This window comes from Bifidobacterium apousia (genome assembly GCF_007559275.1).
GTDB lineage: Bacteria > Actinomycetota > Actinomycetes > Actinomycetales > Bifidobacteriaceae > Bombiscardovia > Bombiscardovia apousia.
The window spans coordinates 540,202-552,480 of the sequence record NZ_VMHK01000002.1 but is presented as its reverse complement, the minus strand read 5'-3'; the positions used below and the strand labels follow the sequence as shown (position 1 = coordinate 552,480).

The window sequence follows — 12,279 nt, the reverse complement described above, 5'->3', positions numbered from 1 at the left end:
GCCTCACTTATATGTGGACTACGCCGGAACCCCATGGGTGAGAAGCTCCGGCGTGTCACTGGAGGCAGAACGGTCAACGGGTGACTTGGTCCACCAAGGGCAGGTAGTCGCCATAGCCCTCCTCCTCCATCCGGTCCCGCGGCACAAACCGCAGGGCGGCGGAGTTCATGCAGTAGCGCTGCCCGCCACGGTCGGCAGGACCGTCGTCGAAGACGTGTCCCAGATGGATGCCGGTCTGTGCCGTGCGGACCTCGATCCGGGGCCGGCCCAGCAGCTTGTAATCCTTGCGGTTGACCAGCAGGTCGGGATCGATGGGCTTGGTGAATGCCGGCCAGCCGCAGCCCGAGTCGTACTTGTCCGCCGAGGAGAAGAGCGGCTGCCCACTGACCACGTCCACATAGATGCCCGGGCGGAACTCCCCGTCGTAGGCGTTGGCGAAGGGCCGCTCGGTGGCCGAGTGCTGGGTGACCTCGTAACTTTCAGGGTCCAGGGACCAGATGCGCTCGATGTAGCGCTGGCGGGAGGCGGCGTTGGCGATGGCCTCCAGAGGGATGTGGCAGTATCCGCCGGGGTTCTTGAGCAGGTAGTCCTGGTGGGACTCCTCCGCCGGATAGAAGTTGATCAGGGCCTCCACCTGCACAGCGGGATGACGGCCGGTCCTGCCCTCCAGCTCCTCCAGGGCGCGCCGGAAGACCGGCTCCTCCTGCTCGCGATGCTGAGGATCCCAGTAGAGGCCGCTGCGGTACTGCCGGCCCCGGTCGTTGCCCTGCCGATCCACCGAGAAGGGATCGATCAGATCCAGCAGAAGCAGGGTCAGGGTCCGCAGACTGACGCTCTGGGAATCATAGGTCAGCCGAACGCTTTCCACGGCGTCGGTGACACCGCTGCAGACCTGCTCATAGCTGGGGTCGGGCACTGTGGATTGGGCGTATCCCACCTGGGTGTCGATGATCCCGTCCACCTCCTGGAAGAACCGCTCAATGCCCCAGAAACATCCCCCTGCCAGGACGACCGTGGCCGGGTTGTTGGTCGAAATCTTGTTCTTGTCCATGATTCCTCCTCGCATACCGGTGCCTATCGCTAGGTTCAACAGGAGCGGGAGAGCGCCTATTCCACGCCCGTCCCGTCTTGACAGCCTTCTCACATTGTCGACCGGCCTATCCCCGCGGCGCGAGAGGGGATTATCATTGCAGACCATTCCCCAAAACGAAGTCAACCAAACGAAGTCAGGAGGCGGTTCATGCAGCGAGTGCAGGAAGACGCTGACGAAGATGCGAGGTCCTCCGGGACCATCCTGGGCTCCCTGGCTGCGGCCTTCCCACGGACCCTGCCCATCATGGCCGGATTCCTGGTGCTGGGGATCTCCTACGGCTTTCTGATGACCAGCCGGGGCTTCCCGGTGATCTACCCGCTGGCCATGAGCGCCCTGATCTACGCCGGTTCCATGGAGTTCGTGACCGTGGACCTGCTCATGTCCACCTTCAATCCCTGGGGCGCGCTGATGCTGACCCTGATGGTCAATGCACGCCACCTCTTCTACGGCCTGGCCATGCTGCCGGTCTTTCGAGGGACGGGCCGGAAGAAGCCCTACCTGATCTTCGGCATGTGCGACGAGACCTTCGCCCTGGAGTCCGCCGACCCCCATCCGGCCGGGACCGACAAGGGCTGGTACCTCTTCTTCGTCACCCTGCTCGACCAGATCTACTGGGTGGGCGGCGCCACCCTGGGCGCTGTGCTGGGCAACCTGGCCAACTTCGACACCCGGGGGCTGGATTTCGTGCTGACCGCCATGTTCCTGGTCCTCTTTCTGGAGCAGTGGCGGCAGGCCGAGGCCCGCCTGCCGGCCCTGATCGGTCTGCTGGCCTCCCTGGCCTGCCTGCTGATCTTCGGACCCGACCGGTTCATCATCCCGTCCATGGTGGTCATCCTGGTCTTCTTCATCCTCTTGGACTTCCACAGCCAAAGGGAGGCCTCATGACCACCACGCAGCAACTGATCACCATAGGCATTGTGGTCCTGGGAACCATGGCCACCAGATTCCTGCCCTTCTTCATCTGGCCGGAGGGACGTCGGCCGCCGGCCCTGGTGACCAGGCTGGGAGGTCTGCTGCCCGCCGCCGTCATGGGGCTGCTGGTGGTCTATTCGTTGAGGCACACCAACCTGGTCGGAGGCGACCACGGGCTCTACGAGGCCCTGGCTCTGCTGGTCACAACCCTGGTCCACCTGCGCTGGCGGAACATGATGGTCAGCATCGCCTGCGGCACCCTGACCTACATGGCCTTGGTGCAGGGGTGGCTGACCTTCCTGGTCAGTCTGGCTGGTCTGGGATGATGGAGGCGCCTTCAAGGGGCGATCGCAGAAAGAAGAATCGTATGCAGGATGACGGTCAGTCGGGCGAGACTGTCCAGGCGCCGCTCTGCCGGATCTGGGGCGCCGGACAGTACTTTGGCGAAGAGGTGGCTCGCGGCGGACAGGCCCTGGTCATCGCAGCGGACGGAGGATTGGAGCCGGCCCTGGAGCACGGGGACGAGCCCAATCTGGTCGTCGGCGACTTCGACTCCCTGCCCGCTGGCAGCCGAAAGCTGCGCACGGACATCCCCCGCCGCGTCCTGCCTGCCGAAAAGGACGACACAGACCTGCTGGCCGCGGTCAAGGTGGGTTGGCAGCACGGTTGCCGGCGATTCCTTATATATGGTGGCCTGGGCGGACGCATGGACCACACGCTGGCTAATCTGAACCTGATCCATCTGATCGCGGCCAGCGGAGGCCGGGCCGAACTCTGGGGGCGGGGAATGCTGGTCACGGCCCTTGGCCCTGGAAGCCTGGACTTCCCTGCCTGGGACTGCCCGCCCAGATCCATGATCTCCGTCCTGGCCGCCGACGACCAGGCTCTGGGCGTGGTCGAGCAGGGCCTCAAATACCAGACGGATGGCATGACCATGACCAACCAGCAGGTGACCGGCGTCAGCAACGAGTTCCTGCCTGGCAGACCGGCCCACATAGGTCTGAAACAGGGAACAGTGTTCGTCACCTACCCCACCTCGGCGCCTCAGCCGGTCTGGAGCACCAGCCTGGAGCCCAGGGCCGACCTGGGCTCCCTGGAGACGCGGCCCTCCCGTCGGCTGGCCTGAGCCCCATTTTGACTTTGAAAACCGACTTGGAAAGGAAAAACGATGGCAGCATCACCTACAGCCCAGCACCCGCTCTTCATCTGCTACAGCCGCTGCTCCACCTGCGCCAAGGCGCGCACCTGGCTGCGTGACCACAATGTGGACTTCACCGAGCGCGACATCAAGGAGGACCGCCCCACCCAGCAGGAACTGACCGCCTGGCTGGACATGAGCGGCCTGCCCGTCCGACGATTCTTCAATACCTCGGGCCAGGCCTATCGCAGCCAGGGCTTAAGCAAACGGCTGCCGCAGATGGACACGGAGCAGGCTCTACAGCTGCTGGCCACCGACGGCATGCTGGTCAAGCGTCCTATCCTGCTGGATGGCCGGCATGTCCTGGTCGGATTCCGTCAGCAGCAGTGGGAGGATTGGCTGGCCGATACGAACGAAAATTCTCACAATTCGTGATCGTTTTGTTACGCAAACAGACAACAAAACCTACCAATTTTTTTGTTCGTTTTTTCCTTGGCAGAACCCGCGTTATCGCTTGCTATAAGTACACAGGGTTCTATAAACTATGAGATGTTATCAGTAATCGGCCATATACGGTCCGGTAATTTTTGTGCTGTATACGGCCAATCTCCAAGGGAGAATTGAATGACAGTAAAGATTGGCATCAACGGATTCGGACGTATCGGTCGTCTGGCCTTCCGGCGCATCTTTGAGCTCCAGGCCCGTGGCGGCGACGCCTCCAACATTGAGGTTGCCGCCATCAACGATCTGACCACCCCGGCCATTCTGGCCTATCTGCTCAAGTACGACAGCACCCAGGGCACCTTCCGTCACGACGACGGCACCAATGTCTCGGTCACCTCCACCGACACCGCCATCGTGGTGGACGGCAAGGAGATTCCGGTCTACGCCGAGAAGGACGCCAACAACATCCCCTGGGTCAAGAACGACGGCGTGGACTACGTGCTGGAGTGCACCGGCTTCTACACCTCCTCCGAGAAGGCCCAGGCCCACCTGAACGCCGGAGCCAAGAAGGTCCTGATCTCGGCCCCCGCCAAGGACGACACCACACCCACCGTGGTCTACGGCGTCAACCAGGAGACCCTGAAGCCCTCCGACAAGATCATCTCCGCCGGCTCCTGCACCACCGGCTCCCTGGCCGCCATGGTCAAGATGCTGGATGACAACTTCGGCATCCGCATCGGCTACATGACCACCATCCACGCCTACACCGGCTCCCAGATGCTGCTGGACGGCCCCAAGGGCAACAAGCCGCGCAACACCCGCGCCGCCGCCATCAACACCATCGAGCACTCCACCGGCGCCGCGAAGGCCATCGGCAAGGTTGTTCCCTCCGTTGACGGCAAGCTGCAGGGCCATGCACAGCGTGTGGCCGTTCCCTCCGGCTCCGTCACCGAGCTGACCTGCGTCCTGGACAAGAAGGTCACCGTCGACGAGATCAACGACGCCGCCAAGAAGGCCTTCGAGGGCAAGGACTACTTCGGTTACAACGACGAGGGCATCGTCTCCTCCGACGTGATCGGCGACACCCACGGTGGCATCTTCGATCCCACGCAGACCGATGTCAACACCTACGGTGACGACCAGCTGGTCCGCACCGTTGCCTTCTACGACAACGAGTACGGCTTCACCAGCAACATGATCCGCACCCTGCTCTACTTCGCTGAGTTGGGCGACTGAGCATCCGGCCGGTTTATCCGGCCATAGCGATTATGGGGTCCGCCTCCCTACGGGGGCGGGCCCCTTGCTTATCATCGGCGCTTCCGTGTGAGCGCCCGCATGGCCAGATCGCAGACCAGCCCGACGACCATACCCGCCAGAAAACCAATGGCCATGACGGCCAGAGGGTTGTTTTCCAACCAGGAGGCGGCCAGGTACCCCAAGGTCCACATGTAGATGGACCAGAGCAGACCGGCCAGGGCAGCCAGGGGCAGGTAACGGTTGAGCGGATACCTCGCCGCCCCGGCAGTAAGGTTGACCACGGTCCGGCCCGAGGGCACGAATCGAGAGGCCAGCGTGAAGAATCCGCCCCCCTGCAGCAGGGCCCTATGGGCCCATGAGGTCACTGCCTTGCCTGCGGCACCACGAAAGACGGCCAGACGATTCAGCGGAACCATCCTCCCCAGCCCATAGGTGCAGGCGTCGCCGCCTACGAAGGCCAGGGCGCATACCAGAAAGACCAAAACGGGCAGGGGTCGTCCCGAGGCCCGGAAGGCCGAAGCCGTAGCCAGGACCATGAGCTCCGTGGGTATGGGAATGATCAACGCATCCAGAAAGGCAGCCAGAAAGAGCACGACCAGCCCCCAGCCGCCCGTCACCGCATCGAGCAGCCAGGCATTGACAGCGGTCATGGACTACCCTTTCCGCGCAATGGCGCCAAAGACACCCCTCAGCCTACCCAAACGGTCAGTACCTTAGCATGGAGTCATGAGCAAGAAGAAGCGGGCGGACTCGGATGCCGCGACCCCGGCCATGGCCCAGCTGGAGCGTCTGGGGGTGCCCTTCACCATCCACGAATACCATCACAACGCCGACCATATGGACCAGGGATACGGCATCGAGGCCGCCAAAAAGCTGGGCCTGGACCCGCGCACGGTCTACAAGACCCTGATGGCCGACACAGGCAAGGAACGGGTCATCGGCATTGTGCCGGTGACCGGCCACCTGAACCTCAAACACCTGGCGGCTGCCGTGGGCGCCAAGAAGGCTCGCATGGCCGACAAGGCCCAGGCCGAACGAGAGAGCGGATACGTCCTGGGCGGCATTTCGCCCTTCGGCCAGCGAACCTCACACATCACCGTGCTGGACCAGGGCGCCTTGGAATTCGACACCATTATGGTCTCCGGCGGCAAGCGCGGGATCAGCCTGGGCCTGGACCCGCGGGATCTGATCCGTGTCCTCAAGGCCAAGACCGCGCCTCTGGCCACCGACTGAGGGATCTTAGCGCCGGGGCCTAGCCCTGCGGCTGTGGAACTTTCCTTGATGCACGTGCTGAGCGCAGGGCAGCAGGCAAGACGAAGTGCATATGCTCGTCGACTGCCCGGGCCCGGGCCACCTGGGTGAACCCTCGGGAGGCCAGGGTCTCCAGCACCCCCTGAACGAGGTTTTCGGGAACCGAAGCACCCGAGGTGAGTCCTACCGAATCCATGCCCTGCAGCCAGGTCGGATCCAGCTCGCCCGCATCGTCGACCCGGTGGGCCCTCTGCTCGCCCTGACCGGGAAAGCGCGCATCCAGGGCCTGACGGGCCACTTCGACCAGACGCACCGAATTGGAGGAATTGGCCGAGCCCACCACAACCATGCAGTCCGCTTGGCCGGCCACCAGCTTGACCGCCTGCTGCCTGTTCTGGGTGGCGTAGCAGATGTCGGAGCCCGGCGGCTCCTCTATCCAGGGGAAGCGTCGACGCAGGGCCGCGGCCAGGTCGGCGGTCTCATCCAGGCTCAGGGTGGTCTGGGTCAGCATGACCAGCGGGGTGTCGGGTCCAAAGTCCAAGGCCTGAATATCGGCCTCATGCTCAACCAGATGAACCCGGTCAGGGGCCTCCCCCATGACTCCCACAGCCTCGTCGTGCCCCCGGTGGCCTATGTAAATAATCCGGTAGCCGTCGCGAACGAAGCGCTGGACCTCCCGGTGAACCTTGCTGACCAAGGGGCATGAGGCATCGACCACACGCATCCCCCGCCGCTGGGCCTCCTTGACGACCGAGGGGGCGATGCCATGGGCCGAGAAGACCACGGGAACCCCGGCACGGACGGCCTGGTCGGGAATCTGATCCAGCTCGTCCACGAAGACAGCCCCTCGCTGGGCTAGATCCTCGACCACATGCCGGTTGTGGACTATCTGCCGGCGCACATAGACCGGTGGCAGCCCCTGGTGGGGGTTGTCCGCATCCAGGATGGTCTGCACGGTCTGGATGGCACGGTCCACCCCCGCGCAGAACCCACGCGGATCAGCCAGGATGACCCGTCCATGCCCCTGCGTGGTCGGCTGTTCGCACACGGTGGTCCGAAATACTGCCACTGCCGCTCCTTATCAACGTCCATCCGGGCGGTCCCGGACATTGCAAGACCATGGTAGAAAGCCAGAGCCGCTCCCGGTAGTCCATCCGCCACTCTTTCACCAAGAAGCCAAGACCGCCCAGGCGCTAGGATGGTGGCGTACCAAGCATCAACGGCACTATGGAAGTGGGAGCATGCATACGAACGAGATGATGGGCGGGGCCGTGCCCCGGACCGGACAGCAGTACAGCATCCGTCATGGGGACTACGAGGCGGTAGTGACCGAGCTGGGAGCCATCCTGCGCGTCCTGAAATACCAGGGCAAGGATCTGCTGGCCTCATTCGACCCGGATGGGACCGTACCCTGCAGCAACGGGAACGTGCTGGTCCCCTTCCCCAACCGGATTGAGGACGGCACCTACGACTTCCAAGGCCACACCTACACCCTGCCCATCGACGAGCACGACCGGCGCACCGCCATCCACGGCTACGGCTACCGGTCCTACTGGCGCCTGCAGGTTCTGGCCGAAGACTCCGTCAGCCTCTCCTGGCGGGTGCCCGACATGGCCGGATACCCCTTCGACGTGGTGGTCACCGTCACCTACACCCTGGACGACCAGGGGCTGACCATGACCACCCGGGCCCTGAACCTGGGCGACGAGGCCGCGCCCTGGGCCTTCGGCATCCACCCCTGGCTGTCCAACGGCAAGCAGGGCGTTGGTGACCAGATCCAGAAGGACAACGCCCCCTGCACCCTGTCCATCCCCTGCCGCACCCACGTAATGGTCGACCCGGACAGGCTGCTGCCCACCGGCACCGAACCTGTCCAGGGACGAACCGATCTGCGCCAGGGCCCTGTGTTGGGCGAGGATGCGGCTTTCGACGACGCATGGACCGATGTGGAACGGGACGACGACGGCACCTGCTCGGCCTGGTTCACCAGGCCGGACGGCATCCGCGTTCAGCTCTGGGGCGATGAGACCATCACCTCCTGGCAGGTCTGCACCGGGACCGGCTTCGACGCAGGCATGCGCCCGGCCGGCGTCGCCGTGGAGCCCATGACCGCCTACGCCAATGCCTTCAGAACTGGCCGGAACCTGGTCATTCTGCAGCCTGCCGCCGTCTACACCACCCAGGTGGGTTACCGGGCGCAACAGCTCTGAGCAGCCTGCTGGTCGACAAAGGTCAGCCCGGTGTGCGATAATCGGCAAGGCTTATCGGATCATCAGTAGCAAAGGAGTCCAATCATGGGCATGCGCGGACGCAAGCGCAGGGATCGCCGCAAGAAGGCCGCCAACCACGGCAAGAGGCCGAACACCTGATCGTCTGCCCCGGCACCAATGGTGCCGGGGTTTTGCATATATGCGTAAAAAAAAAAACCATGGCTGCATACGCATGACCATGATCCCTGCAATAGCCTGAACGGCCGGACAGCAGCGATGCTCCGCCAAGAAACCGGCTGAACCTATTTGACTTTGTCTACTTGTCCCTGGCGCGATCCGGAGTCCCCTGCTCCAGTTCATCCATCTGGTCGAACATGTGCCTGAGCCGATCCAGCAGACAGTCCGGCGCGCACTCGGGGCGCAGATACCGGCGCAGCTCCTCGATGACCATGCGCTCCCGATCGTCGCAGCAGGATTCCGGATCGAAGCAGTCGCTGGGATCCACGCAGGAGGCATCCCGGTAGATGCGCAGGCTGGTGTGGGACACCCTGACAGAGCCGCCGTCATCGTAGGCGTAGTGACTCATCTCCACGCGTCCGTCCATGCTCCTGCCCGCTTCCTGGTACCTGATCTTCGGGGGCCCTCAGTGCCCCTTGCTGCTGATCTCTTTTTTTATACTAGGCCCGGCAGCACCAGTGCCATGGTGTTCCGCTGAGGGCTTGCCTGCAGCACCGCGCTCCTGCTGGTAGCCGCGCTCCTGGGCATATCGCTCCAGCTCCTGGCGCAGCTGCGAGCGCGCACGGTTCAGCCGGCTCATGACCGTGCCGATCTTGATGCCCTCCTCATCGGCCACCTGCTGATAGCTCTTGCCGTCGATGGCAGCGTCGATGAAGACCCGTCGGCGTTCCGGGCTGAGCCGGTTCAGGGCTGCCATGATCTCCTCGGGGGCGAAGGTCTCCATGTACTCCTGCTCGGCGGATTTGAGCCCCTCGGACCCGTGCTCAGAGGCCGAATAGATGTCCCAGTCGTTGTACTCGCCGGTCGAGTCGTTGGCCCTTTGCGGGCGCCGCTTGGCCTTGTGGTACTGGTTGAAGTAGGCGTTGCGCTCGATGGTGGTCATCCAGGCTTCGAAGTTGCTGCCGGGCTGGAAACGGTCGAAGGCCTTGAATCCGCGCTCGAAAGTGTCCTGAACCAGATCCTGGGCATCGTCGGGGTTGTTGGTCAGGCGCATGGCCTGTCGGTACAGCACATCCACCGCAGGCATGGCCAGGGCCTCGAATTGACGTTTTCTGCTTTCGAGTTCGCTGGTATCTGCCACACCCCTATTGTGCCATCCCCCCTCGCCCGTGGCGGTTTCGACCCGGTCGCGGGCCGGTCGGTCCTCGGTTACCATAATGACGAAGGAGAAATCACGCTTATGGAAAACACCGAGTACACAAGCATGGAGCAGGCGCTCTCGTCCGCCCCGCAACAGGAGGGGTCGACTCGCCTTGGGGACTCCTGGCTTCTGGGGTTCGACACCGAAACCACGGGCACCAGACCAGGCAAGGACGGCATCGTGTCGGCCAGCCTGGTTCTGCGCGACCCGAGCAAGGGCTACTCAGGGGATGTCGTAGCCACTTGGATAGTCAATCCGCACCGGCATATCAGCAAGGGGGCCAGCCGGGTCAACGGATTCACCGACCAGCAGCTGGCCGCCGAGGGCATAGAGCCTGGGCTGGCCACCGAGCAGATGGCCGGGTTCATCGCCCGCGCCCAGGACAAGCGCATCCCCCTGCTGGCCTACAACGCGCCCTTCGACGTGCAGATGCTGGACGGGGACATCGCCCACTGGTGCGCACAGTCAGTCAAGCCCTTAAGCGAGGGGGACCTGCTGGTAGTGGACCCACTGGTTCTGGACAGGGAGATCTCCCACCGGTCGGGCCGCCGGACCCTGGGGCTGACCAGTGAGTACTACGGCGTCATCCCCCATGGCAACTTCCACAATGCCACGGCGGATACAGTGGCGGCCGTCGACCTGATCAAGCCCATGACCACCCTCTTCCCCCAGGTGGCCCGAATCACCATGGACTCCCTGATGGACTGGCAGCGGCAGGCGCAAGCCAAGTGGCGGGAACAGTTCAACCAGCACCTGATCTCACAAGGTCGTCGTCCAGTCACCGACTCCTGGCTCTGAGGCTCAGCTCCAAGGCCGATCCACTACCTGCTTTTTGCCCATTCAGTCAAGGGGTCGTCGGATCCTCCTGCCCTGGCCTCGAGGCGGTTTAGACTGGTATCTGGTCTCGCTCGGGGGCACCGATCGGGACGGGAACCATTGAAGTGACGAACCTACAGACAAGGGGGAAGCCGGCATGGCGCTGACGATGGCTTCAACTCTGGAGCTGCTGCGCAACCATCATCAACTGCGCGAGGTGATCCAGGGCGACCAGTGGACCTTGCATACTCCGGAAGACACCGAGTCATCCAAGCCCTTCACCGACATCACCTACGACACCCGCCAGGCTGGACCTGGCAGTCTGCTCTTCTGCAAGGGCCACTTCCTGCCCGAATATCTGGACGCTTGCGATCCCGAGGGGCCGCAGGCCTATGTGGCCCAGCAGGATCTGTCCACCCACACCAAAGCCCCGGGGATCATCGTCAACGACGTGCGCAAGTCCATGAGCCTGCTGGCCGCGGCCTTTTACGGGTATCCCCAGGAGCAGCTGACGCTAGTGGGCATCACCGGGACCAAGGGCAAGACCACCACCGCCTACTTCCTGCAGGCCATGCTGTCCAGGATCTCCGGAGGTCGCGCCGCCCTGCTCTCCTCGGTGGACAACTGCCTGGACGGCCGGCACTACCAAGAGTCCCAGCTGACCACACCCGAATCGCTGGACCTCTTTCGGATGATGCGCCAAGCGGCAGACGCCGGCATGCGCTACCTGGTCATGGAGGTCTCCTCCCAGGCCTACAAGGTGGACCGAGTCTACGGGCTGACATTCGACTTGGGGGCATTCCTGAACATCTCCCCCGACCACATCAGCCCCATCGAGCACCCCAGCTTCGAGGATTACTTCTACTGCAAACGCCGCATAACCTACAACAGCCGGCAACTGGTTCTGGGAGCCGATGCGCGCGGAGCCGACCTGATCCGTCAGGATGCCCGCGCCGCCAATGTTCCGGTGACCACATTCGGCGATGGAACCCAGCAGGCTGATTTCCTGGTTCGCAAGGCTCCCGGGCAGGGCGACGACTACCTGATAGGACCCTCCGGCGGAGCCATGAGGCCGGTCAGCCTGTCCATGGACGGGGATTTCAACGCTCTGAACGCGGCCGCTGCCCTGGCCATGCTGACCCGTCTGGGTCTGGAGCCCGATGCCGGCGCACTCCAGGCCATGGAGAGCGTCAGGATCGCCGGCAGGATGGAACGATTCAAGGCCGACAACCGAGTGGTCTACGTCGACTACGCCCACAACAAGGCCTCGGTCACAGCCCTGCTGGATTTTGTGGACGAGCGTTACGGCGAGCGCAAGCCCCTGATTACCCTGGTCTCCGGTTCCGCTGGCGGCAAGGCCATCGACCGCAGGGAGGGCATCGTCGCCGCCGCCCAGGACCGCGTCGACCGGCTGATCCTGACCGCCGACGACGAGGAGGGGGAGAGCGCGGACCAGGTGGACCGGCAGATGCTGGGCTTCGTGACCAACCCAAGCCTGGATGTCAGCATCGTTCCGGACAGGGCCCAGGCCATCCAGCAGGCCTTGGGAGACCCGGGCCTGCCAGGGGAGCGTCTGCGCGTCACACTGGTCATCGGCAAGGGTGAGGAACGTTGGTTCAAGACGGACAGCGGCCACGTGCCCTATGAAGGCGATGACCACGTAGTGGCGCGTCTGCTGGGCACGGAAAGCTACGACCTGGGAGCCACCGGCGCAGCCCAGGGATGACGATCCTGACAGGACCCTAAGATGGAAAGCCAAAATGCCCCGCGGCAGGGCGGA

General features: G+C 63.6%; 15 protein-coding genes. 10 read left to right on the top strand and 5 right to left on the bottom strand.

Annotated elements, in window-relative coordinates:
- Positions 1–73: 73 nt before the first annotated feature.
- Positions 74–1,051: a peptide-methionine (R)-S-oxide reductase MsrB gene (msrB, locus tag FPK30_RS04865; RefSeq protein WP_144085523.1), complete on the bottom strand. Its 978-nt coding sequence runs from the start codon at positions 1,049–1,051 to the stop codon at positions 74–76.
- A 189-nt stretch (positions 1,052–1,240) separates the two neighbouring features.
- Between msrB and FPK30_RS04860 the strand changes: the two genes are divergently transcribed.
- The 5 genes from FPK30_RS04860 (at position 1,241) to gap (ending at position 4,823) form a co-directional block, all read left to right on the top strand.
- On the top strand, positions 1,241–1,978 hold the full coding sequence (locus FPK30_RS04860) for an AzlC family ABC transporter permease (RefSeq protein ID WP_186279384.1): 738 nt from the start codon (positions 1,241–1,243) through the stop codon (positions 1,976–1,978).
- Positions 1,975–2,331 (top strand): branched-chain amino acid transporter permease, encoded by a 357-nt coding sequence (locus tag FPK30_RS04855; protein WP_144085522.1) that lies wholly within the window; start codon positions 1,975–1,977, stop codon positions 2,329–2,331. Before FPK30_RS04860 ends, FPK30_RS04855 begins: the two co-directional genes overlap by 4 nt.
- Before the next feature lie 41 nt (positions 2,332–2,372).
- Complete coding sequence (locus FPK30_RS04850; RefSeq protein WP_186279383.1) at positions 2,373–3,131, top strand: thiamine diphosphokinase; 759 nt, start codon at positions 2,373–2,375, stop codon at positions 3,129–3,131.
- A gap of 42 nt (positions 3,132–3,173) precedes the next feature.
- Complete coding sequence (locus tag FPK30_RS04845) at positions 3,174–3,578, top strand: arsenate reductase family protein (RefSeq protein WP_144085520.1); 405 nt, start codon at positions 3,174–3,176, stop codon at positions 3,576–3,578.
- A 189-nt stretch (positions 3,579–3,767) separates the two neighbouring features.
- A complete protein-coding gene (gap, locus tag FPK30_RS04840; protein WP_121914510.1) occupies positions 3,768–4,823 on the top strand; it encodes a type I glyceraldehyde-3-phosphate dehydrogenase in 1,056 nt (351 codons plus the stop codon).
- A gap of 71 nt (positions 4,824–4,894) precedes the next feature.
- Here gap and FPK30_RS04835 read toward each other — a convergent pair whose 3' ends face one another.
- A complete protein-coding gene (locus tag FPK30_RS04835) occupies positions 4,895–5,494 on the bottom strand; it encodes a DedA family protein (protein ID WP_144085519.1) in 600 nt (199 codons plus the stop codon).
- Positions 5,495–5,570: 76 nt separating this feature from the next.
- Here FPK30_RS04835 and ybaK point away from each other — a divergent pair, with 76 nt between their 5' ends.
- Positions 5,571–6,077, top strand: a complete 507-nt coding sequence (gene ybaK, locus FPK30_RS04830) for a Cys-tRNA(Pro) deacylase (protein ID WP_144085518.1) — start codon at positions 5,571–5,573, stop codon at positions 6,075–6,077.
- Positions 6,078–6,096: 19 nt separating this feature from the next.
- Here the strand turns inward: ybaK and FPK30_RS04825 are convergent, their stop codons facing one another.
- Positions 6,097–7,164 carry a 4-hydroxy-3-methylbut-2-enyl diphosphate reductase gene (locus tag FPK30_RS04825; protein WP_144085517.1) on the bottom strand — a complete coding sequence of 356 codons (1,068 nt, stop codon included), beginning with the start codon at positions 7,162–7,164 and terminating at the stop codon, positions 6,097–6,099.
- Between the two features lie 172 nt (positions 7,165–7,336).
- Here FPK30_RS04825 and FPK30_RS04820 point away from each other — a divergent pair, with 172 nt between their 5' ends.
- Both FPK30_RS04820 and FPK30_RS08355 read left to right on the top strand, forming a co-directional pair.
- Entirely contained in the window at positions 7,337–8,305 is a 969-nt protein-coding gene (locus FPK30_RS04820) for an aldose 1-epimerase family protein (RefSeq protein ID WP_144085516.1), read from the top strand.
- An 84-nt stretch (positions 8,306–8,389) separates the two neighbouring features.
- Positions 8,390–8,464, top strand: a complete 75-nt coding sequence (locus tag FPK30_RS08355; protein ID WP_099327425.1) for a 50S ribosomal protein bL37 — start codon at positions 8,390–8,392, stop codon at positions 8,462–8,464.
- Positions 8,465–8,621: 157 nt separating this feature from the next.
- On the opposite strand, the gene FPK30_RS04815 is transcribed toward FPK30_RS08355, so the two are convergent.
- Both FPK30_RS04815 and FPK30_RS04810 read right to left on the bottom strand, forming a co-directional pair.
- The gene (locus tag FPK30_RS04815) at positions 8,622–8,909 is read right to left on the bottom strand and encodes a hypothetical protein (RefSeq protein WP_186279382.1); all 288 of its coding nucleotides are present in this window, start codon (positions 8,907–8,909) and stop codon (positions 8,622–8,624) included.
- Positions 8,910–8,948: 39 nt separating this feature from the next.
- The gene (locus tag FPK30_RS04810) at positions 8,949–9,569 is read right to left on the bottom strand and encodes a sigma-70 family RNA polymerase sigma factor (RefSeq protein WP_144085574.1); all 621 of its coding nucleotides are present in this window, start codon (positions 9,567–9,569) and stop codon (positions 8,949–8,951) included.
- A gap of 153 nt (positions 9,570–9,722) precedes the next feature.
- Here FPK30_RS04810 and FPK30_RS04805 point away from each other — a divergent pair, with 153 nt between their 5' ends.
- On the top strand, positions 9,723–10,481 hold the full coding sequence (locus tag FPK30_RS04805) for an exonuclease domain-containing protein (RefSeq protein WP_144085515.1): 759 nt from the start codon (positions 9,723–9,725) through the stop codon (positions 10,479–10,481).
- 175 nt (positions 10,482–10,656) lie between these two features.
- Positions 10,657–12,225 carry a Mur ligase family protein gene (locus tag FPK30_RS04800; protein ID WP_144085514.1) on the top strand — a complete coding sequence of 523 codons (1,569 nt, stop codon included), beginning with the start codon at positions 10,657–10,659 and terminating at the stop codon, positions 12,223–12,225.
- The last annotated feature ends 54 nt before the right edge of the window (positions 12,226–12,279 follow it).

Excerpts from the sequence above, each read along its gene's own strand:
- FPK30_RS04820 (WP_144085516.1), top strand. The coding sequence starts at position 7,337 with ATGCATACGAACGAGATGATGGGCGGGGCCGTGCCCCGGACCGGACAG.
- FPK30_RS04850 (WP_186279383.1), top strand. The coding sequence starts at position 2,373 with ATGCAGGATGACGGTCAGTCGGGCGAGACTGTCCAGGCGCCGCTCTGC.
- msrB (WP_144085523.1), bottom strand. The coding sequence starts at position 1,051 with ATGGACAAGAACAAGATTTCGACCAACAACCCGGCCACGGTCGTCCTG.
- ybaK (WP_144085518.1), top strand. The coding sequence starts at position 5,571 with ATGAGCAAGAAGAAGCGGGCGGACTCGGATGCCGCGACCCCGGCCATG.
- gap (WP_121914510.1), top strand. The coding sequence starts at position 3,768 with ATGACAGTAAAGATTGGCATCAACGGATTCGGACGTATCGGTCGTCTG.
- FPK30_RS04805 (WP_144085515.1), top strand. The coding sequence starts at position 9,723 with ATGGAAAACACCGAGTACACAAGCATGGAGCAGGCGCTCTCGTCCGCC.
- FPK30_RS04815 (WP_186279382.1), bottom strand. The coding sequence starts at position 8,909 with ATGGACGGACGCGTGGAGATGAGTCACTACGCCTACGATGACGGCGGC.
- FPK30_RS04855 (WP_144085522.1), top strand. The coding sequence starts at position 1,975 with ATGACCACCACGCAGCAACTGATCACCATAGGCATTGTGGTCCTGGGA.
- FPK30_RS04810 (WP_144085574.1), bottom strand. The coding sequence starts at position 9,569 with ATGCCTGCGGTGGATGTGCTGTACCGACAGGCCATGCGCCTGACCAAC.
- FPK30_RS04845 (WP_144085520.1), top strand. The coding sequence starts at position 3,174 with ATGGCAGCATCACCTACAGCCCAGCACCCGCTCTTCATCTGCTACAGC.
- FPK30_RS04835 (WP_144085519.1), bottom strand. The coding sequence starts at position 5,494 with ATGACCGCTGTCAATGCCTGGCTGCTCGATGCGGTGACGGGCGGCTGG.
- FPK30_RS04800 (WP_144085514.1), top strand. The coding sequence starts at position 10,657 with ATGGCGCTGACGATGGCTTCAACTCTGGAGCTGCTGCGCAACCATCAT.
- FPK30_RS04860 (WP_186279384.1), top strand. The coding sequence starts at position 1,241 with ATGCAGCGAGTGCAGGAAGACGCTGACGAAGATGCGAGGTCCTCCGGG.